The sequence below is a fragment of the Limnobaculum allomyrinae genome, assembly GCF_016649425.1.
Classification (GTDB): domain Bacteria; phylum Pseudomonadota; class Gammaproteobacteria; order Enterobacterales; family Enterobacteriaceae; genus Limnobaculum; species Limnobaculum allomyrinae.
The window spans coordinates 503,955-526,272 of record NZ_JADRCR010000002.1 but is presented as its reverse complement, the minus strand read 5'-3'; the positions used below and the strand labels follow the sequence as shown (position 1 = coordinate 526,272).

General features: G+C 40.2%; 23 protein-coding genes. 2 read left to right on the top strand and 21 right to left on the bottom strand.

Annotated features, from left to right (window positions below):
- Positions 1-15: 15 nt before the first annotated feature.
- Positions 16-576, bottom strand: coding sequence for a recombinase family protein (locus I2494_RS06595; RefSeq protein WP_218466296.1), 561 nt, complete (start codon positions 574-576; stop codon positions 16-18).
- Positions 577-729: 153 nt separating this feature from the next.
- Here I2494_RS06595 and I2494_RS20675 point away from each other — a divergent pair, with 153 nt between their 5' ends.
- Both I2494_RS20675 and I2494_RS06590 read left to right on the top strand, forming a co-directional pair.
- The gene (locus I2494_RS20675) at positions 730-1,029 is read left to right on the top strand and encodes a gp53-like domain-containing protein (protein ID WP_407657870.1); all 300 of its coding nucleotides are present in this window, start codon (positions 730-732) and stop codon (positions 1,027-1,029) included.
- Positions 1,030-1,032: 3 nt separating this feature from the next.
- Complete coding sequence (locus I2494_RS06590; RefSeq protein ID WP_218466295.1) at positions 1,033-1,467, top strand: tail fiber assembly protein; 435 nt, start codon at positions 1,033-1,035, stop codon at positions 1,465-1,467.
- Between the two features lie 329 nt (positions 1,468-1,796).
- On the opposite strand, the gene I2494_RS06585 is transcribed toward I2494_RS06590, so the two are convergent.
- The 20 genes from I2494_RS06585 to I2494_RS06490 all read right to left on the bottom strand — a co-directional run bounded on the left by I2494_RS06585 (position 1,797) and on the right by I2494_RS06490 (position 21,836).
- Positions 1,797-2,219, bottom strand: a complete 423-nt coding sequence (locus I2494_RS06585; protein WP_218466294.1) for a tail fiber assembly protein — start codon at positions 2,217-2,219, stop codon at positions 1,797-1,799.
- Positions 2,220-2,235: 16 nt separating this feature from the next.
- Entirely contained in the window at positions 2,236-2,988 is a 753-nt protein-coding gene (locus tag I2494_RS06580; RefSeq protein WP_218466293.1) for a gp53-like domain-containing protein, read from the bottom strand.
- A 201-nt stretch (positions 2,989-3,189) separates the two neighbouring features.
- On the bottom strand, positions 3,190-3,807 hold the full coding sequence (locus tag I2494_RS06575; RefSeq protein ID WP_218466292.1) for a gp53-like domain-containing protein: 618 nt from the start codon (positions 3,805-3,807) through the stop codon (positions 3,190-3,192).
- A complete protein-coding gene (locus I2494_RS06570) occupies positions 3,804-4,544 on the bottom strand; it encodes a DUF2612 domain-containing protein (RefSeq protein ID WP_218466291.1) in 741 nt (246 codons plus the stop codon). Before I2494_RS06570 ends, I2494_RS06575 begins: the two co-directional genes overlap by 4 nt.
- Positions 4,541-5,962, bottom strand: coding sequence for a hypothetical protein (locus I2494_RS06565; RefSeq protein WP_218466290.1), 1,422 nt, complete (start codon positions 5,960-5,962; stop codon positions 4,541-4,543). Before I2494_RS06565 ends, I2494_RS06570 begins: the two co-directional genes overlap by 4 nt.
- Positions 5,962-6,315 (bottom strand): hypothetical protein, encoded by a 354-nt coding sequence (locus I2494_RS06560; protein ID WP_130592222.1) that lies wholly within the window; start codon positions 6,313-6,315, stop codon positions 5,962-5,964. Before I2494_RS06560 ends, I2494_RS06565 begins: the two co-directional genes overlap by 1 nt.
- Positions 6,312-6,977, bottom strand: a complete 666-nt coding sequence (locus tag I2494_RS06555) for a Gp138 family membrane-puncturing spike protein (RefSeq protein WP_218466289.1) — start codon at positions 6,975-6,977, stop codon at positions 6,312-6,314. Before I2494_RS06555 ends, I2494_RS06560 begins: the two co-directional genes overlap by 4 nt.
- A gap of 8 nt (positions 6,978-6,985) precedes the next feature.
- Entirely contained in the window at positions 6,986-7,927 is a 942-nt protein-coding gene (locus I2494_RS06550) for a phage protein (RefSeq protein WP_218466288.1), read from the bottom strand.
- Between the two features lie 27 nt (positions 7,928-7,954).
- A complete protein-coding gene (locus I2494_RS06545) occupies positions 7,955-8,275 on the bottom strand; it encodes a phage baseplate plug family protein (RefSeq protein WP_218466287.1) in 321 nt (106 codons plus the stop codon).
- A 19-nt stretch (positions 8,276-8,294) separates the two neighbouring features.
- Positions 8,295-8,975 carry a phage baseplate protein gene (locus I2494_RS06540; protein ID WP_218466286.1) on the bottom strand — a complete coding sequence of 227 codons (681 nt, stop codon included), beginning with the start codon at positions 8,973-8,975 and terminating at the stop codon, positions 8,295-8,297.
- Complete coding sequence (locus I2494_RS06535) at positions 8,975-10,852, bottom strand: tape measure protein (protein ID WP_218466284.1); 1,878 nt, start codon at positions 10,850-10,852, stop codon at positions 8,975-8,977. The genes I2494_RS06540 and I2494_RS06535 overlap by 1 nt, the downstream gene beginning before the upstream one ends.
- 196 nt (positions 10,853-11,048) lie before the next feature.
- Complete coding sequence (locus tag I2494_RS06530) at positions 11,049-11,462, bottom strand: phage tail assembly chaperone (RefSeq protein ID WP_218466283.1); 414 nt, start codon at positions 11,460-11,462, stop codon at positions 11,049-11,051.
- Positions 11,463-11,565: 103 nt separating this feature from the next.
- Positions 11,566-12,003 carry a phage structural protein gene (locus I2494_RS06525; protein WP_218466282.1) on the bottom strand — a complete coding sequence of 146 codons (438 nt, stop codon included), beginning with the start codon at positions 12,001-12,003 and terminating at the stop codon, positions 11,566-11,568.
- A gap of 17 nt (positions 12,004-12,020) precedes the next feature.
- The gene (locus I2494_RS06520) at positions 12,021-13,103 is read right to left on the bottom strand and encodes a DUF3383 family protein (protein ID WP_218466281.1); all 1,083 of its coding nucleotides are present in this window, start codon (positions 13,101-13,103) and stop codon (positions 12,021-12,023) included.
- Positions 13,104-13,107: 4 nt separating this feature from the next.
- Complete coding sequence (locus I2494_RS06515) at positions 13,108-13,605, bottom strand: hypothetical protein (protein WP_218466280.1); 498 nt, start codon at positions 13,603-13,605, stop codon at positions 13,108-13,110.
- Positions 13,606-13,964: 359 nt separating this feature from the next.
- A complete protein-coding gene (locus I2494_RS06510) occupies positions 13,965-14,942 on the bottom strand; it encodes a prophage tail fiber N-terminal domain-containing protein (protein WP_218466278.1) in 978 nt (325 codons plus the stop codon).
- Positions 14,943-15,279: 337 nt separating this feature from the next.
- Positions 15,280-17,424 carry a hypothetical protein gene (locus I2494_RS06505; protein WP_218466277.1) on the bottom strand — a complete coding sequence of 715 codons (2,145 nt, stop codon included), beginning with the start codon at positions 17,422-17,424 and terminating at the stop codon, positions 15,280-15,282.
- Positions 17,425-17,509: 85 nt separating this feature from the next.
- Positions 17,510-18,730, bottom strand: coding sequence for a hypothetical protein (locus tag I2494_RS06500; protein WP_218466276.1), 1,221 nt, complete (start codon positions 18,728-18,730; stop codon positions 17,510-17,512).
- Positions 18,731-18,743: 13 nt separating this feature from the next.
- The gene (locus tag I2494_RS06495) at positions 18,744-20,204 is read right to left on the bottom strand and encodes a phospholipase D-like domain-containing protein (protein ID WP_218466275.1); all 1,461 of its coding nucleotides are present in this window, start codon (positions 20,202-20,204) and stop codon (positions 18,744-18,746) included.
- Between the two features lie 222 nt (positions 20,205-20,426).
- Positions 20,427-21,836: a hypothetical protein gene (locus I2494_RS06490; protein ID WP_218466274.1), complete on the bottom strand. Its 1,410-nt coding sequence runs from the start codon at positions 21,834-21,836 to the stop codon at positions 20,427-20,429.
- Positions 21,837-22,318 lie beyond the last annotated feature (482 nt).

The window sequence follows — 22,318 nt, the reverse complement described above, 5'->3', positions numbered from 1 at the left end:
TGTTAAATAAAATCATTATTTCTTTATATTCGATGCTGGTAAATATTTATAAATGGTTGCCAAACTAACATTATAAAGCAATGCCAACTCTCTACGAGAGTGCCCTTTATTTAACAATCTCTGTGACTGTTCTATTTGTAAAGTCGATAATCGCCTTGGGCGCCCTCCAATTCGTCCTTGAGACCGTGCAATCGCCAACCCCGCCCGAGTTCGTTCAACTATCAATTCTCGCTCCATTTCAGCTAAAGCAGACATCACATGAAAAAAGAACCGACCGGCGGCAGTGCTGGTATCAATATTATCGGTAATACTACTAAAATGTACTCCACGAGCTTTTAAATCAGCAACTAAAGTAATCAAATGGCGCACACTTCGGCCAAGCCTATCTAACTTCCAGACAACTACCGTATCACCTTCTTTAACCGTCTTTAACAACTTTTTTAAGCCCGGTCGTTCAGACTTAGTTCCACTAATTTTATCTTCAAAAATCAGCTCACAATTCGCACGATAGAGTGATTCTCGCTGTAAATTCGTCTGTTGGTCATTTGTTGACACCCTGACATATCCAATTAGCACCTATTTTTCTCCTTTTATTTTTGTATGGGATAGTCTCAAAAATGAAAGGGGAAAAACAGATATCTTCTTTAAAACCTTGGTTTATCAGAAGCAGCTATTCGTAGTGGTATAACCGCAACAAATAGTGCTAATGGATGGATATCCATACCAGCAATGGTTGGTGGTATTACGAAAAATATAGTTATTCAGTGGGGGACGACGACATTGCCTTCACAACCTGAAGCAAGATATGGTGAGTGGGATCAGTTTTCTACTTCTTTCAACTTCCCTATATCATTCCCTAATGCTTGTTTATCAATAACATGTAGTCTTCTGCAAGGGGGGACATCTGGACAGTGGATTGCTATTGCCCAGACATTGGCTTTTAATAAAACAACAGGCCGAGTACTTGTGCAATCGTGTTATCCATCGGTCAGTAGCCCATCAGTACAATGGATAGCAATTGGAGCATAGTTTATGAAATACTTTTACAGTATCAGTGAAAATGCTTTTTTTCCTACAAAATTGAAATCTGCCTACCTTTTAGCAGGGACATGGCCAAGTGATCTCATTGAAATACCTATTGATATATTCAATGAATACTCATCTCAACCACCAAACGGCAAAATACGAAAAGCCGGAGACAATGGCTCACCATGTTGGGTTGATATTCCTCCATTGCCACATAATGAACAGATTATCCAAATAAATATTCAAAAATCACGGTTATTAGATAAGGCTAATTATTTGATTAGTAATAAAAATTGGCATTCTAAAGTAGTTTTAGGCCGTATATCAAATGAAGAAAAACAAGAGTTTAATAAATGGCTTAATTATATCGATGCTGTAAATGCAATTGATACGTCTACAACGTTTGATATTAAATGGCCAACACCGCCAAGTGTAGATTAACTAATCTAAGGTGCTTGTATCATATTTATTTTATTAAAAAATAACGATATAATCACCATTGTTTATTGGAGATAATTATTATTTAAAGTTACTGATTCATTGCTATATATCTAAATATAACAAGGAAGAGTTTAGATGCATTTCTGAGTATAGAAATTATTTTTAATGCAGGTTAAAAATATTTAATATATAATTTTAAAAATATAGCGCGGCGAAATATTACTTAACACCGCGCTATAATTCGCATAGTCGAATTATGAACTCATCAATTAATATTTCAAATTGCCAAATTAATCACTCGACAGCAAAAGAAATTGAAAAAAAATTTATTATTCAATCGGCTTGTCAGGCCATTCAATATCGGGAGCTTCTCTCACATCAATACGGCTGAGTAATACACGGTATTTACGCCAGACTGTATATCGCTCTAATTCTTTATCAGTAGCCATATCAAGTTCTACCGCATCTTTTAGTGCGTTTAGTGTAGTATCTGCCAGCATTAGTAACCATGATTTTTCATTACTAGCAGCACTAATCAGCTCCTCTTGTGATGCTGGAGGAATATCTACCCAAACAGGCAGTCCATACTCATTTGATGCACGAACTTTACCAACTGGTACATTCCCACTAAAAGCCTCGAACGTTAATTTGTCAACATCTACACCGTCAACAGGCCATGTACCAACGGATTCATATAATGGTTTCATTTCCAATGGATAAAATGCATTGTTTATCGCGCTGTATAGGAACATTATTTATCTATCCTCCTTAGTAACCAAATGCAATCCAATATACAAGGCTTTCCTGACGAACCCCCAGATTAGCGGTAGATCCTGCCCCCCAGGTACTCAAATAAAATGAACTTGCAGTTTGAGGCGCACACGTTGCTACAGTACTCCAAGTCTGATCAATTGAGACGCCAACAATATTATAACTGCTCTTTGGAAACGCAATTGGCAAGTTGATTAATGAAGCTGAAAGGCGGTTTGTTTCTGCTCGTCCGGTTTGTAAAATAAAACCTCCCGGTAATTTAAGATATGTACCATTTGCCCCGCCTTTCATGGATGTAAATGAATTCATATCAGGAATCTGATTTTCACCATCGCCTACCCCTCTTTTCGCTGCTTCTGATAAACCAAGGTTTTTCAGAACCTCGACTGGATCAGCAACATCAGACAAATTAGCACTTTTACTTAACGTTTTAGCAGCTACATCCTGACTCGCTTGCAAAGCGATACTATGCGCCGATTTAACTGCTTTTGAGGTTGCTGCAATGCTTTCATCATCACTGTTAATTGCATTACTTAACTTCACAATACCGGAATCAGTGAAAGAAGACGCCGCCGGAGTAAAGTATTTTCTTAGTACATTATTATTAACCGATTTATCAATAATACCCTGCCGAATAAGCAGTAGATCTTCTGCACTTAAATCCGTTGCTGCGGGTAATTCTGATAAAGTTATCTTCTTTTCATCTAATAATGCTAATAACGCTTGTTCTTGTTCTGTTGTTAAAGCCATTTCATTTTCCTTATAAATTTATTCGGTCTAAAAAAGATCAATAGATAACCTGCCGAGAAACTAATTTCTTTGCAAGATATAGGGATTTTTAAAGCATTAAGGCTGAGATATTTATCTCAATATAAAACCTTTTATAATAACCAATTAAATTTCTGATTAATCTTTTTATTATTCTAAGCAGATAAGAGTACTAAGATATTATTAAACTCCAATAGCCATCCATTGAGTATTTGATCCCCCGGTGGATTTTGTTCCCGTAACTGTATTGTAATGAGGTATTACAGCTGATGTTTTTGTCACCGATGTATATGCATAAGCAGCCGACATCGTTTGACCAGAAACAGGAATTACAGCATAACAAGCTACTTTAAATGCAGTTGGAAAATTAATTACGGCATCACCACTAGAATTTACTAGAGTGGTTCCCCACTGAATTATCAATCCACCGGGAAGCTTCTGCCAGCCATTATTTTGTAATGAGTTCGCAAAAGATGACATATCAGGAATTTGGTTTTCACCATTCCCCACATCTCTTTTTGCAGCCTCTTTCAATTCAAGATTTTTTAAAGCTTCATCCCGATCAACTATATCTGACAGATTAGCATCTTTCTTTAACGCATTATTTGTAGCATCTTGATTAGCTTGCTGGTTACGATAAACATCCCTAAACAACCAGTTCAGATATTGTGCTGGTAGCGGCATGCCCGGTGCATCACGGGTTTCAGGCGTAAAGCCATTACGCATAAGCGCTTCAGGCAAAGGGGCAACGTTTAATTGCCCATCAGGGAAAACAATATTATTTTCTGCAAAAGTGGTCATTGAAAAACTCCTGGTAAATGATATCCGTTATCAAAGACCTGATAACTGGTGCTGACAGCCAGAATACCGCCGCCAACGCTGATTTTGGCGTGATTAGCCGTGAGTGAAAGTTTATTTGGCGACATTCCCGATAAGCGAGCTGAACCCTGTGGATTACTATTGCTAATAGTTAGCTGTTGATCGTTAGTTTGTAATCGACCACTTTCATCAGAAGTCTCCACTTTCATGCTCATTGATTGAGCCAGACGCCCGGTGCGAAAGGGGGCTGCTCGCCCATAACTCACCATTAATGGAACATTCTCAATCGAGGTGGGTGCGATATCCTGTAAAATAGTCTGACTGCCTTCCGGTACTGTTTTACCATTAGAAAACAGCAACGCGCAGGCAGGATAGCTTTCCATATACTGAACCTCTGTCGCTTTAGTTAAAAAGCGAACTCCTTCAATCAGGTCTTGTGGCCTTGCCTGTGAAGTATTACTGAGGATCCGTGATTTAATCGCCATTCGGTACTCATCATCACTCCGACTCAAGCGAGTGACACCAACGATATAACCGCAACCATCCAACTGAGCGCCTATTGCATTATCTACCCAACGAAGATGCTTAATTTCGTCCAGGTCGGTTGAGATATCTTCAAGTGGAGCCACCATTGACTCCATCAGCGCTTTAACTCTTGGCTTATCGTGAAATTGCCCTACCAACCGTGAAAGGGCTGTTTTCCTGTAGGGAAACGTCATAATCCAATCACCTCCAGCCGAATTTCATCGAACAACGCAACGCTGCGTTTATCTATTGCTATATTTTCTGCTTGATAAGAGGGTTGTTGAGCAGGTTCACTGGTAACCGCTGCTTCAATAACTATTTCAGCTAACCCACTGGTATTACTGTAAATTGGCCCCAGCATACGCTGTAAAATGATATCATCGCCAATACCCAGAGTTTCGCCATAACTCAGCACCGCTTTTCTGATATTTTTAATCACATCCTGTGGCAGAATTTCTTCGTCATATAGCCCGGTAATATTAATTTTGATCCAGGCATATTGCTGGTTTGGTCTTGAAAAGCGAATTTGCTGACCATCACCATTTTCGTCTTTCACCATGACGCTATTTGAACCGAACGTTTCGATACCAGCGGGCTTATATTTCCATAAAGCCTCTGCAACACTTTGGTTATCGCCACCAACTACCAAAGCCTCAAAACCGTGTGGTGGAATACCATCCTCAGATACGCAATTAGTTCGGTTTTCAAAAATATGAACCTCACTAACACCAGTAACTTCCTGAATCAGTCTGGCACGGATGGCTTTAACGGTTGCCGAGCCGGTTACCTGACGGGATTGCTCGAATCGCAGTCGCAGTTCTGCATCACTTTCTCGTTCCCGACCAATCACCCCATCATTCAGGTTTGAAATGGCATCCCAACCGCTACGTGGAGTAATGATTTCCGTTAATGCCCCCACAGGCAGAACCTTTCGTCCCTCTTCCATTGCAATAAAACGAGCTGGAGAACCAATTTGAGTTAGCTTTAAATATTCCCCGACCGAAAGAGCAAAAGGAGTAAAACCATCTGCTGCATAGATGCGCAATGTTTTCTCTTTTATTTCATAACGTAAAACGTTGGGGTTTAACTGCTCACCAAACCCTTCTGCAATTTGTCCTGCTGACGTATTACTTCCAGAATGATACTTAAATAACACACCACTAATATTAATGGCGTACTCCGTGTTGTCTTTTGTATCAATTTCGATTTGAATATCAATGGCATTGGCTCGACTGATAACCACGTCCAGCACGCTTTGGTAACGTTGATTTCCATCCGTTGCCTGAGCGCCACTTTTCAGTAAAGTTGATTCGCGACCATACACTGCAGCAATCACCTGAGTTGAAGTAGCAGCAAACCGGGTGATCCCTACATATGACACCGCACCATCCAGAGAAACACCCTCTGCACTGAATGGATACATAGAGTGATAGGTATCCTGGACTTGCTCATAGATATTGGCTAATGCTTCAGCCCAAATACCTTCTAACTGCCCGATAACCGAGTCAGGCTGAGTATTGATCGGTCCAAAGCGATTAATTAGCAAACGGTCATACTCTTTTTTCAGCTCAGCTAACCGTTTGATTGTGTAGCCATCTTTAGTTAAAGCCATTATTGTTTACCTTTATATTTGACTAAACCATAAGGTGTTTTAACGGCAAAATGCACGGTTAACTGCCGGGTTTGCCGGTCAAAGTCATAGTTAAATTGTTCGATCTCCTGTACACCGTCCACCTCGTTAATACTATTTTTTAGCGCTGCCAGAGCGCCATTCAGCGTGATGTGTTTTCCCAGAATCTGCTGTAAGTAAGGTGTGCCAAACTCCGTGTTTAAGAACCACTCACCTTTCCATAATTTCAGCTTAATCTGCAGTTGTTGATGTACACGTTCTGCGCCATCGACCCATGACAGGTCATTACGCCGCAAATCGAGATCGCCCGTAGTATCAAGTTTTAGATCAATCATTGGGCTGACCCTGTAGAAGGCCCATCATGTTCACGATGGGTATGTTGAATTAATGAAATACCGCTACCCTGAACATCACCCGTTGCCTTCACGGTGCCGTTAATGGTTGCTCCACCCGTACCGGACATTCCTGCCTGATAGCTCAGCTTGCCTTCCGTAGTTAATAAACCTTTGTTCAAGGTTTCTGGCGTCGTTATCTCTACACCAGCCGGTGCATTAATCAGCAATTTGCCATCTTCGGTCAGAGCCACGTAGGCCTCACCAAAATAGAGTTGCATCTGGTCATTTTCAGCACCACGATCTTTTGCAGCACCAAAACCACCAACAATGCAGTAGGCATCAGTAAGAGAAAAACGGCGCTCATCATCGCTGTCGTCCACCGCCTGTTGACAAAAAACCAACAGACATTTATCTCCAGGCCTTACCGGACCTTTGACACCGGCAACATCTCCGGCGAAGCGAGGCCACATGACGGGGACATTTGGGATAACGGGGTAATCGATTTTACTTCCGTCATTAAATCGCTTTTGTGGTATTGGCTTTACACATGCAATGCCTGCACTGTAGCTTTCAATGATGCCATTGACTGCGGTATTAATTTGGCTATTTTCTGCTTGCACGATTGATTGCAACGCTTGTAATAAATTATTATTTTCTGCCATTTTTAACCTTATCCAATTGATTTTAATTGGCACTCAGTTAACCAATCATTCTCATGAGTATCTCCCCGGTGTATTACTGTTTCAGCCCGAAAAAAAGCTCTGGGACGGTTAGTGTTACTACTATCAATTAATGGATCTAATAACAGAACATTGCTTTCTAATCCAACATAGCAACCTGGGTATATTCTTGGTTGTAATAAGCAATTAACCTTGTAACCATCGATTTGAAAATGTTCTCCCTCTTTAAAACTTTCAGATAAAACCATTCCAGATGGAGGAGAACTATCACCTTGAGATTTCTTACGTGTTGCATCAATTATTCTTTCCGGAATATTAATTAATCCATTTTCCGGTGTCAGAACTACAATCTCATCACCAAAAGGACTATTTTTATCCAGTATCTGAATTTCATTATTCTGAATAGACCAGGTTAATCCAAGATAATGGCAGATTTCACTCATTGCACCTTCAGCCTTACCACAAAATGAATAACCGCCATAATAAAATTTATCGATTAAATTTTTAGGGAGTGGTTTAACTGGAATAGAAAAAGATTCCATCACATCATCAAGTATTGATAATGCTGATGTTCCTTTTATATAACTTAAAGATATCTTTGTATCTCTTAATGGTAAAATACCATCACGAACAGATAGTTCTGTGATAATGTCATTACCTACACTAATGGTCCATGCACTGACAACTGATCCTGTAAATATTGTCACAGCACCTATGTCATCTTTATAACCCGCCTTTAAAATAACATTATTATTAACATGTTCAACAATACTGCGAGTTTGTTTATTCATGTTATATATTTTCAATGTTAATTTATTAGTAGATTTATCATTATCTTTTTCTATAGAAAAAGAAAATCGCAAGTCATTAATAACAACGGCATTACCATTAGCCTCGCCAACCGTCAGCTCAGCGACACGGTCAAATAGCATATCGTCACCTTATTAAGTTAAATACAATCAGTTGTAACTGCGATAAATAAGAATATGATCATTACCTAAAGATTCAAAATCAGGTCTGGATTTACCACTATTGTTATCATAAAAAACAAAGTCACCAGCAGGAGATTTAATATTATAACGAGATAATAATGGAGTATTTTTAACTAATTTAATACCACTAAAAATAACATCTCGATTCCGTTGGTCAATATTTAAAGACCAATAACCTGAATACTCATTCCAATAAACTCTTAGTGAAAATGTTTCCGAATCTAAAATAACGTCTAATCGTTGATCGGCTAATCCAGCTATCAACGGTACTTTTATATATTTAGCCATCTTACCGCCTGTTGATTAATCACCATGATCGACCAGTATCGACACCTTGACATCCTTCAGGACCACATGAGCCATTAAAAGTGGTATCCGCACCTTTTTCTGTCTCTCCAGAAGCTGGCTCACAAGGGACTTTACCTCTATTTTTTTCTGGTGAAGACTTACGAGAGGTCTCGACTGAATCACTATTTTCTGCATTAATACCAGCATCTTCAGCGCTAACCAATAGTGTTGAAACACACCGAACATGAGTAAATGTTGCCGTAAATTCAATACAATCCCCCGATTCTACGGTTCGCGGAATATTCAAACTCGTCAGAACCATATCAGGATAATATTTGTATTGGGTATAAACAGTAACAGGCCGCTTTTCATCCATTAATTTATATAATTTATCAAATGCTTGTTGAACCATAGATTCAGTGCCCAGGCCTAAGTCCATCCGTTCAATCAATCCGCCTAACTTTCCATGAATTGATGCATTACTAACAATACCTGTCATCTGCAATGTATCTGGCTTTCTCTGAACATGATCGCTTACAGGTTCCCCTTTTTCCACAGGATTGGAAGTTGTTTCAGCTGTCCATGAATGAACTTCATTCGTGACAACTTCAAACTCCATATTTATGTAATTACCATATATACTTATAACGCTATTTTTTTTATTGATAAATTTTGCTAATACCCCCCAAATCTGGCTCATTAATTAAGCCCCCTATTTACTTCGTTAATTAAATTCGCCTGGCTTTCATTAGCACCTTTAATAACAGCCTTAGTAACTGAACGGGTTAGCTCTTGCGGTGAATTAGCAGTAACGTGAACATCAATTTTTTGATTACTAACAATATTATTACTACTATTATTAGTAACACCAGCTACAGCTTTTGTTGACAATACTGGAACACCAAAATTTTCATTTTTAGTTAACTGAGCTATACCTTGATTAGATTCTGTTAGTTTTTCGGCAAGTATTCTGGCCTTCGGATTAAGAGCAGGTTTCCCTGGCTCAGTCTTAGGTGAATCTTGTTGAAGGTTGCTTTCCTCACTTTGGGTATCGCTATAACCCAAAAAGCCCAGAATACCAGGACCAATGGATTTCAATGGCTCAATAAAGTAATTAATTGCGCCTCTTATTGATTCCTTAAAACCATCAACTATATTTAAAATACCAGAACATAACTGTTCAAAACCTGCTTGGATCTTATCTTTATCCAGAGTAAATAATCCGGAAATTATTTCTCCTAAGCCCTTAGCTGATGTTATAAAACCTGAGAATATTAATTCAACACTTGCAAAAATATCTTTTAATGATGCTAAATATTTATCCCAGGGGCCAATTAAACTGCCAATAACAGACTCTTCACCTTTAATCCAATGATAGGCATCCACTAATGCCAGAACTGCTGCGATAATAGCCCAAATAGGCCAACCGACACTGAAAAGAACGGTCCGAAGAATACCAAAACTTGTTTTTAATGTATTAATGACAGGCCCTAGTTTTCCCAGTATGGAAATAAAAGATAAAATTGGCGCTACTGCTTTCCCTGCAAATACAAGACCTATAACACTGGCAATTAATCCTAATGCATTTTCAACACTGCCACAGTTAACAATCAACCAATTAATAGCCTTCTCAACTAAGTCGAATCCTTTAATGAACATATTTGAAACTTTAGTAATGACACCACTACGGCTTTCTAAAGCAAAAATAAGCTCATCCCAACGATTACTAACTTTAGTAACAGCATCACTCCATTTCATCGGCAGCTGATCGACTTCCTTCTGCATTCCAGGTGCCGATTTATTTAATGCCTTATTTAATTGAACTCCAGTAATTTTGCCTTGCTTAGCCATTGACTGAAGCTTTTTGGTTGATATACCTAAGTTAGCCGCCAACTCACCTAATGTTTTTTCACTTAGATGTGATAAAAAATCAGTCATAGCCGTGGCATCAATCTTTCCTTTTCTAAAAGATGAAGACAGTTGCTTTAGAGCTGATGACTGCTTTTCGGAATTCCCTGTTCCAAGCTTAAGCGCATTAGACATTGCATTCAGTGCATTAGTCACTTCGGCGGGGGATTTCAGCATTAATTTACTATTTTTTGCCAGATCAACATAAGCATCACCATAAGCCTGAATAGGCATGCGTGCTTTATTGGCTTCTTGAGTTAAATAATAAATTCCATCAGCAGAATCACAAAAAAGCTGAGGCAGCCCTTTAATTCTTTGTTGTAAGTCTTGCAGTTGATTGGCACTACTGGCTAAAGCTTTCAATGATAATTTATTGTCAAACCAACCATTTACTTTACTAAAGCCTTTAATAACTTTATCTGAAGCATCACTTAATTTTTCAGACCAGGACTTACTTTTTTTCTCTGACTCCTGAAGTTTAAAATTTATCTGATTAATATTTACACTAATTGCGTTAACTGTATTAGCTGATATAAAATTTTGAGCTATATTAACCTGGGAAACCTTCTGACCAATCAGTGTTATTTGATGAGTTAATTTCTCCAGTAAGGCAGATAATGCGTTATACATTGCAATATTTTCTGATGATATTGTCGCCGGACTACTCATATGCGACTCTCCTGTTGCGTTTTAGACTGTATTGCGTCACGCATATCTAATAACGCATTAATTTTTAATAAATCCTCTACACAAATCGAACCCGACTTTACCGACTCAAGAGTAACAAGTTGAGCCATTATTGGACGCCAAATCCATAACTCATCTTCAAGATCGGAACTAAGTTCTCCAACATCATTACTGTTAACTACACTTTTGCCACTTCCATAGTATGGTTTCCAAAATGGCTGGCCAATTGTTCGATAAAAGGGGCAAAATTCAATTTCAACACCTCCCATACTAAAAGATAGAAATCGAGCAAATTATCTACAGTAAAGCAGAAGTTCATATCTGCCGGAGAAGCAATTTTTCTTTTATTCTCCACTGAATAAGTAGCTGAAACGGCCAGAATTGGAAATAAAATATCTTCATGTGTTTTTTCATCCAGTCCTGAGAAAAGCTCTAAAATTGATGAACTCTGAACTTCTCCACCTTGTCCAATTAAAGCAAGACCAGGGGAAACTACTGACTTTAATTTGAGTAATAAGCGACTGGCATCAAATGCATTCATTTTTCCAGCTGTAAATTCACGATTACCAATAATAAAAGTTTCAACTTGCATCTTATTTCTCCATAAAAAAGGGGGAAATTCCCCCTATTAAAATTATTAACTAAAATATAAAGTGATAATTAAATTAATCTGTCATTATCAATTAGACCGAATATTAGTTACCACCAACAAAGATTTTTAAATCGGCGCATTCAAGTGACCAGGTTCTGGTGCCAATAGCATCACCAAAAGAAATCTCAGGAACAGCTTTTAACCATGCCTGACCGGCAGAACATAATGTACGGCCATTTCCATCATTTACACTTACCGAGAGTATTGGAGAACCATCCTCGTTAAAGTTATCTACATAGAATAATTCTGAAAGCTCATCATTCACCTTACTGGTTTGCAGTAACTTAATATCAATTGTTCCTGATTTATTGGCGTTCCGTACGCGCGCAACCCCCCCATCAATACCCACTTTTGTTGTGTATAATTGTGCCGCACGCTTAACGGTGATCGCATCACCATCACTAAAACCAGAAATCAGAACCGGACCTACGGTAACAAAAACCTGATCGCCTTTATAAGTACCTGTTAATTCAGCTGCCATAGTTTAGTTGCTCCTTATTATTGTAATTCGTACGACAGATTGCCGTTGATGTTAGTTAGATGAATAGCACCCGCAAGACGAGCAGAGAATGCTAAATTCAGAATACGGTCGGCTTTGTCCTGGAATGGAACATCAACACTACGTGGATAAGTCACGACGAAACCTTTGACGTTATTACCATCAGCATCAATTTCATCCGGTGCGATACCACCAACGCGTTGACCTTCAATCAGACAACCCGTCAGGTTGTTCACAATCAGTGCAATACCGCCATCGGTATAAGGCACTTTATTGCGATTGATCATCAAAGTACTTAGGCTGGTTTGAATAGCATCAGCCAACCAGTCACGGAAACGGATCACATCCACCCACTCGCCGCTGACCACTTTACCTGGCGTTGTCAGATAAATTTGTGGAGCAAAACGCTCAAAAGTATTACCGCCCTTCTTCAGAATGGTTTGTTGCTCGGTTGCACTCCAGTCAGAGGCTTCCACAGCAGAAAGTTGTTTCAGAGCCCAGGTTTCACCACCGGGAGCAATAGTAAAGCAACGCCCCATCCAGGCCATTTCCAGATATTGGTCCGCAGCATGCTTATCAACAATAACAGCAGTACGCAGATAGTTTTTAGCCGACAGCGAAGACAGAATATCTGTAGTGCTACTGGCATCAGTAATTGCTTCTTCAGCACTGGAGGTAAAGAACATTTTGGTTTGGGTTTCAGCCCATTCTGCCGCCGCTAATTGCAGTGCCGGTGTACGTTCAGTCAATGCAAAACCGTACCAGTTAACATCTTCAGCCTGAATAGCTGACAGTTGCTCAGCCAGCGTATCAGCAGCTACTTTTCCCTCAGCACCAACATCCAAACGACCTACTTTACACATTTGTGGGCGTGGCGTTTGGCTGAATACCGCACGCAGAGCCTTCAACACTTCGGCCGGCAGGTTGTCTTCCTGAGCTGCGTTGTAGTTCAGGTAGACACGAACACGTTCAGTAAAAGTGGTTAATGGAGCAATAATCATTGGCACGCCAAAAACACCACGTGGTACGCTGGTGGTACTTAGTGCAATATTTACATTCACAATCTGATTCAGAGAACCCATTGTTTTACCTCGTTAAGTTAATCATGATTTCGCTACCATCAGTGGCAGCATGGATATTCTCAATTACGCTAATGGCGTCCTTGATAATGACGGAGTAGTGGATGAAGAAACTCAAATAGGTTTCTGAGTTCGGCGTCCATTCAGCGTCTTCTTTCATTTCTGTTTTAAGTTGAGCACTGCCTTCTATTCCGATTTGTGCCAGTTGAAACCGCTCTGACACGGATACTTTTCTCAGTCTGTCGCTGAGTTTATTTAATTGCTCCACTACCCCTTCCCCACGGTAGTGAATAGCAATTTCAGCACGACGTTGGCCACGGATGATCAAATAACCCTGTTCATCAACCTCCTGGCCAACCTCGTCACTCATGCCTAATGCAGTACAAGAAACCATACTTAATTCGGCATAAGGTTCTTCCGGTACTGCTTCCCCCTTAACGATCAGGCTGGCGTCCAGCAGGGGTTGCAGCAAGTTTTTCAACTGCTGTTCAATGCTTATCGCCATAAAAACCTCAAGAATTGATATTCAGTAGATGGGATAAATAAAAAAGCCCCGCATAGTGCGGGGCTGGAATTAGTTGTTGAAACAGTCACTGTTAGTAAATAACAAATCAGATAACAACAACTTTAATTAGTTAATCTTTCATTATAAATTGAATAAAGTCACAAGCATCATTTTGAATTCAGATAACAAAAGAGCCCGCATACAATGCAGGCTCTTCATATACTTTGTTTGGATACAACTTTGTGACTTTATAGTGGTTACTATACCTGATAATCAGATAATGCCAACGCCTTTTAGTTGTTTTAACAACTTTATTTTAAAGGAATGATAAGAATCTATCAAAAAATTCTAAACGTAAACTACGCCTTCTTAATAAACCCATTCTCATCAACAATCGTGTTGGCCGTTGAATATAGTGTATAAGTACCCGCCTTATATGAAGACGCTACTTTAATCACCATTTGATCAACAAAACTACTTCCTGAACGAATAACAAAATAAAGCGATGAACCAGCACTTTCCAATGCAACTTTATAACCAACCGTTGAAGTGGGCATCCTGGTACTTTCCAGAATAATTGAAGGATATTCATCAACTTTACGTATTTGCTTATTAAAAGATCCTGAAGGTAAAATTCTAAGCAAGTCGTTCCCGTCCTCAGTAGCCAGACTTCCTAATCCCAAGTTACTTCTGGCGACATTACGTGAAGTTGGATCCCGGAGCTCTGAAAGACAATTGGATATTTTCAAAACTTCATTATCAGCTGCGGCATTAATTATTGAACGAGCTGAAGAGGCATCCGATACAGATAACAGAGTTCTGCCCAATTCACTCAAAGCTGTAACAGCAGCTGAATCAGTACCTGTCAGATAAATTAGTTCATTGGCTGCCGTTTTAAGCGCAGCAATTGCTGTAAGTAAAGGTGACTTATCTTGCTTATCATCCAAAGCAATATGAGCTTGCTCCGCACTATTTTTCGCATCAATTGCTGCCTGCTTAGTTTCATCTCTTAACTGCTGAAATGCCAGAACCTGTTGAGGAGACAGGTCACTATCCCCTGGTAAAATTAAAAAATCATTGAGCGTACCGGAAGATGAGTCAGAATAAACCGTAATACTTCCTACTGATTTAGGCGCGAATCCTTCAACAAACAACGTAACATCATATTCCCCAGGCTCCACATCCATACTGTATGAGCCATTTTTATCAATCAATAAACTCGCTTCTGTTTTAATAATTACATTTTGCGTAGTTCTTTTTGTTTTTAATTCAATTGTGCAATTAGGAATAGGCTCACCTATCCCATCCTTTAAAATCCCGGCAATCTTTATAGCCATGGAAGCTCCTGAGTATTAATAATATATAGATAGAGTAATAATCCACCTGCATAGCAGGTGGCTTTAACACGGCCCCTAAAAGAGGACTAACTGCGGTATAGACACCATCTCACTACTATTCCTGCATTTCAGTTTGCATAAAACCAAGTCCGTGATTCACATAAATATGATGAAATAAGAAAAATAATCGGCTTAGTGTTTATTAAGGCAAAGCCCTACAAGGACAATCACCACCGCCAGAGGAAGTGGGTTACGAATGACAACAAAAAAGGCGCCCAACACGAGCGCCTTTTGAATCAGATAAAATATTATTGATAATTTGCAATAATAAGTATGTTTAAATTTTAATCACCTGAAGATTAGTAGGTGAAATATAAGTTAATTGATATGTATTACCTGACTGAACGACATACTGATTAGTATCATTAACAGTACCTGATCTAACTTTAACGTATCCAATACCCGAAGTAATAGTAAGCGTGAAAGTAACCATTAAGTTATTTAACGATGGTCCAGGAAACATCATTGTTGCTGATGATGTAAAACCAATATGAATCGCATCATAGACATCGGACATATACCACAATCCATCGCCGCGATTATTAATATAACAACGTCGACCAACAATACGGCTTGAATCCCCAACTAAACGCAACGAACTATCATTGTCAGGAAGATATGTCTGATGCGAGTCATGAAGCACATAATCAATTGTCGAGGAATCAGTAGTAATATTTCTTGCTTTGCAATTTTTACGAAATAAAAATGGTATTTGCTTATAAACTGTAGGGTCTGAATTATAAGTTTGAATATTCGAGAGGCTCGTCTTTCCACAAGCTATGCCATATTGTTGAACAGTCGCATTTCGACCATTATCATAAATAATAGCGTTGACGATTTGCTGTTCGCCATTCTCCTGAACGGTAATACCATTGCCACCATTTCGCCCAAAAGTTCCTGAAATAATTAGCCCATGGCTACCACTCATATCCACAAGTCCCTCATTTCCATTAAACTCAAATGTGTCATCAAATTTGGCATCATGTTTAAGTAACGGGAAACCGGCTGCAGTTAAACTGCCACAACTAAAGGTCACACCGCGGTAACCATTATTGCTGTAGGTATTATTGCAAGATCGGATGTTATGGGTAGCGGCTTCAAAACAAGCACCATCCATCTGATTATATTGAAAATTACATCCTTCAATAACAAAATTATCTATTGCCGTATGACACATCAGCCCATGCATTCGGGCGTTTAATCCATTACCATTTAAAATCCAGACATTACGCAATAAGTTATTCTCACCGCTAGGCTCAGCGACTGGTTCAGTGTGAATATTATGACCTATCGTTGCTGCCTTAGCGTTCATATTCTCAATAGAGCCTGAATACTGTACATCAAAATCAATAATCCGAATGGAATCCCCGTGTACAGGCACAATTCCGGACTGCCAACAGTGGCGAACCCCTTTAGCAATGATAGTGATATTATTTGGAATATCCTCTTTCAGACTCGATACACCATCCTGTTCATAATGGCGAACAATAATGCCATGCCCGGGATAATGATCAATTCCATCAATCGCTATTGTCAGTGATTTGCATCCCGCACCTATACGCACAGCACAGTCGTCAATATAAAGTGATGGCATTATCGTTTTTTGCATATTTCCCTGAATAGCCGGAAAATGAAGTTTTCCAGAACTATTCAGAACAACAATAGCTGTAATCCGCGAAACACCTTCCGGTAAGGTAAATATGGCCTGACTAAAATCAGCCTCACCAGAGAAACCATCAATTTTCAGAATATAGTTATAGGTCATCCATGATTTAAAATCCCCAACCGGACGATTCAAATTCCTCAGATGATAATGGCCCGTTACCGGCGCTATTTTTACTTTCGCATCAAACAAACGTTGTAGTGCAGACGTATCTGTTTCGACATCGCGACCACGAGCACCAAAATCTTCCGGAACAAATGCGTTTTTTAACGATTTCCAACGAGCGCCATTAGAGACAATGATATTTCCACCATTATCTAAACTATGACGATCATCAGCATCATAATAAAAACACCCACCACCACCAACGCTATCAGCATAGTAATTGGCTACTTCAATTTTTTGTCCGTGATAGGTTGGAATGATAGTCCTCAAAACTTCGATCGATGGGCAACGACCAATCAGTTTAGCGCCATCGTATGCCACCAGTTCTTCACGCAGTTGAATATCAGCAACCCAGTTTACAAAGTCATTTTCAGAACCGGTATGACCTGCATTTAACCATGTTTGATAAGCACTATCTCCTTTTGGCCCAGTCTCGCCGGCAATGCCAGTCTCCCCTGTATCGCCCTTATCGCCTTTATCTCCCTTTTCACCCTGCTGCCTGGCTAAATGAAAAATAAGGGTATTGGTCTCGGTATCCCACTGTGCGGTGGTTAAATCTTCAGTCGATGAAACTGCTGAAATATTGGCTGTCATAGACCTCCCAAATAAAAAAGCCCCACTAAATGTGGGGCAAAAAGTTAAATTCAATAAGTTATAAATAATCAAACAACAATATTACCTAACGCCCATCAACCACCGACCATTTACCTTCGAACAGCTGATACATAACGCCATTAACGCCCTGTGCATAAAAAGCATATTTCCCTAAACACCAGCTTACCGCTGTTACCGGGCCTGCCAGTTTGCATTCAGCCGGATGACCAAGATCGTTCCAGTTTTTATCCCATGCATAATGGTAGTTTCTGGCATATAGCTTGCCGTCTTCAGCGACACCAGCAATGGTATAGGCTCGATCCAGCCAGGATGTTGAAGTTAATGTTTTAAGCGGAGAAATCGGTGAGCCAATATCTGTCCATTCCGACCAAAACAGACCTTTCCACTTCATCCAGACGTTTCCATCGTCCCCAAGGGCATAAATGCCATAACGAAGTGGAGTCCAGCAGACTGAGGTTAACGGGCCTTTTAAACGACAGCTGGCCGGGCGCCCCATGTTCTCCCAATCTTTCCAGGTGGTGATATTGAAAGTTTTTCCATACAGATTGCCGTTGTCTCCCACACCATGAATAGCATATTGCGACAAACACCATGAAACAGCGGATAAATGACGTAAATTAACGCCGTCTGGTCGGGTATAAATCGCCCAATTACTCCAGCTGTTAGTTAGCCAGCATTTTTCATAAATCTGATTATCGTTACCCAGAGCATAAATTGCATATCGGCCAGCAACCCATGACACGGCTGTGATAGGCCCCCTTAAGCCGCAAGCTGGCTGATCGAATTGCTCCCGATCCTTCCAGTCAGTAATCACGAATGACTTCTGGTTCAGTTTTCCTTTTTTCAGACCATACAAAGCATATTGAGAAAGTATCCATGAAACACTGGTAAGCTCAGTACTATCAATAAAAGCGTTCACTTCACCATACGGGATACCATCGTCACCAATAATTAAATCAATCGCTCCCTGACCTGAATAACCGGCTAATGGCGGTGTATTGGTGTTAAAGATGCCCTGTGAATTACAACAAATCTGATTTGCATATTCATACAAAGCATAAATCGATTTACCAACCCTGAGCTGAATATGTAACCGTTTAAAAGCAGAATCTGATGCAACATAAGGTACGGGAAGACTGGCTGCTTCAAAGATTTCGCTGTAACAAATAGATTGTCCGGCTGCCAATATCGCATCATAGCTTAATGAGTTCTCCTCATTAAGCACCATAATCTGAACGGTTTCTGACGACCCGTTTTGAACACTGTGAATAAAAGTTTTGTTCATATTTGCTTCCCTGTTATTTATTGGCAAAAAGTGAGGCCCAATCCTTAAACAGGAACTGAGATGAGTAGTGCCAGGCTTTATTCCAGTATTCTTCTACTAATGCGGTCGTCTCTTCATGACCTGAGATCATGAAGCCAAACTCCTGTAATCCCTGAGGATTCATGACTACGCCATAGGCATTATCCGAACCAATGTAAAAAGCTTCATCGTCATAAATACAAACTTTGGCATGATTACCTGGTTCAACGACTTTCTTCTCTTTACGCCATTTCCAACTTTCTGCTTTAGGATCGCCAGGCTGCTTGTCATAAATACGTATGGGTGCAACATGCAAATGCGCCGATAATAATTCGATCAGTGCAGTACCCTTTTTTCCGCTTACTTTCGATACCACTTCACCAATATATCGTGCGGCCTCTTTTACTCCGCCAATACCAGCATAGGTACCACCCACTACGCCACTGGTTCCATTTGAGTCTGCAACAATAAGATAGAGATCCCGCCCTTGTGAGATATGGGTCGCCAAAGCGCGAACAAATTCATTATCAAAACCAAAGGAGATGCCCTCTGCCTTACCAATATCCATAACCCCAATCATTTGTTGAGACAGGCGGATATGTGATTTGGCATGTTGAATCGCTGCAATGCGTGCTGTTTGGCTGGCGTTAGCAGAAGGACTGGCATCAACTAAACCATCCCCCATTCTGCCCAAAGCGAGTACTTTGGTATCGCCGGTAGCTTCAGCCAGATTATGTTTAATTACCGGCAAGGCATTTTTATAAATATTTCCTTTATATATCAAACGACTCCAATACCGTTTGGTCATATCACAACCGCGTGAGTAACGCGCTAAAACAGACCAGATTTTATTCAGAAAATTTTGCGCAACCTTGATAGTTGGCCCCGACAGTTGCATGCTGACATCATGTACCGGGCCAAAACCCGTGTAATCAGAAGACCAAAGATTATGTCCTCCACAAATAGCTCGTTTGCCATCAACAATAATCAATTTTGAATGGTTCCATGACAAAGCTGAGCTTTGCATCGCTCCGACATAAATAGGAATATCCAGCGAAGCACTTAACTCACGCAAAAAAGAAACCATTTTTGATGTTGGTTCCCCCGTGGTAAGCAGTGGAAAATAGACACCTTCCAATACGCGAACAACAGGTCGATGGCCTTTGGCAATTGCGGCTTCAATCCCTGTCTTAATCGCCTCTAAAAATAAACCATAAGGCAAAGGAGTTAAGGTAGAAATATCAATGGTGTGCTCTGCTGATGCCAGAAGCTCAGTTATTGCCTGAACCAAATTTTGTGCCGTGGGTTCATAATCATTAACCGCCGGGTTGTGCCCCCAAAGTCTGGGGGTATCCAGCAATTTTTCCCAGCGGTTATTGTCTGACATGCCATAGCTGATGCCGTAATTCGGATCGCTATAACCACCTAATAAATCAAATACTTTATCTACTATCACTGAGTTCTCCCACTCTAAAAATCGATATTATTTTTCCGGATAATGGTTATTATTTTGATGACGTTAGAATGTCCTTAACTCCCGCTAATTGGACATTGCATTGTTCAATAACGGTAAACGGCTCCGTGCTATAGCCCGAATAATCCACAGAATAAAAAAGCCCCGTAGAATACGGGGCCTGAGTTAATGAGTTACCGATAAATAATTAATCTACACTCGTTATTACAGCTGTTTTTTCATCGTCCATACTTCACAACCCTGAGAGGCAGAAGCAGTACCGATATACAAAGTTTGATCGTCTGGGGTATACATTCTACGGATTCCCATATTTTCTTTATTGCCAAAACCATCTATGGAAATCATCTCGAAAGTTTTGCCGTCTTTACTACTGGCAAAATCGAAACCAAGACTCTTTGGATATTCAAGAAAAGTACGGAACCATGCTTTGAACCAACGCGTCATATGGTAGTCATCTTCTACGATATTATTATTGATACTTTTGAAAAATCCCCGCAGAAAGGTGACAAGTTTTGAGTACTTTTCAGCAGAAGGATGCAAGATCAAATCACTGAGAAAGGTCTTATAAACCGTGCCGGTATCCCAGGTTCCTAAATACAGTCGCCCTCCAAAGCTGCGTAGCTCCCAGCAATACCCATTAGCCATATTCCCAAGGCCCGATGGATATTGGCCTAAGTTTCTGGTTCCGGTTGTCGGCTGAGTTGGAGCAATCGGCTCTTGTCCAATGATAATCTCCCACCGATCGGCGGTTGATACCCGGACTAAATCAAACCCTTTAGATACAATCCAACGGTTGACCGGATCGGTGCTATAAAGTGAGCAGCTGATACCTACACCTATATAAAGATGATTATCGAATACCTCTAAAGATAACGGGCATTCATTAAGTGCATCACCGGCCCCTTTATCAACGATACATTTCCATTTGCCACTCTCCGGATCTTCGCAACGCCATAACTCAAACCCACCCACCGGCATTGTTGCCAGATACAGGCTGCCGTTAAAGCTGATCATATTAAAGATCTCACCGGTGATTGCGCTGGTGTTTACGCGAGTCCAGCCCTTTTCAGGATTTTCAGTGACATATAAAAAACTTTCCAGCTCGGTGGTGTACTGATGTAAAGCGGAGGTATATAGCTTTCCTTTATGAGCCTTGACGCTTCGGGTGCTGTACCCTGGCTCGATTCCTGCTGGAAGATGTTTCCAATTCCTACCGTCAGTGGATTTCAACATATATGAAGGGCCGTTTCCTCTGGCATAGCAGCCACAATACAAGGCTGTTTCACCTTTATTATCGGTGAATACCTCCATACTTCTGAACCCCATCATGTTCCATTCAATTGGCGCACGGAAAACGCGTTCCCATTCTCGGTGTTTGCTACCATACTTTGGGTAACGCCATATTTCAGCAGCCATCGTCGGATTCTCCGGCGTATAGGCTTCCGGAGCGATTAGACCAAAATTTCCATAGCCATTATAGGGAACGTTCCGACCGGTTCCGACATAAACGTAGTCGCCAAAACCCGTCATACTCCACGCATAGTTATTCTGGCGTGCGTTGTCAGGATCGACTTTATCAAACCCGGATATTTCCGTTATTTTTTCAAAATTCATTATAAACCACCTAAAAATTGATATAATTTGGCCGCTATCAGGCTATTGCTGATACCTGCAACCATTTCCCTTATTATTTTTCCTACCTATCCTGTATCTATTTCCTCTTCATCTTTTGCTGGTGATAAAACAGAAGTAACCTCTCAAAAGTCTTATCAACCATCACAGAGTTCTCCCACTCTGAGAAATGACGAAAAAATATGTTTTTTTTAGTGGTATATAGAATTTTCACGTGACAACTGTATTCAGAACCCTCCTTTAGTTGTCGGTTGTATTGTTCGATAACAGCAAAAAACAGAATAAAAAAGCCCGGCATAATGCGGGCTGAGATGAGTAATAAAGAGATAAATGATTGCTAAGTAATCGCTGCTGATATAACGGCATTAATAGACTAACCGAGTAATATCGAAACTAATAAAAAATCACAAATTCAAAAATTGTGTTGTAAAAAAAGGGCCAACATATTTATGCGGGCCCTTTCC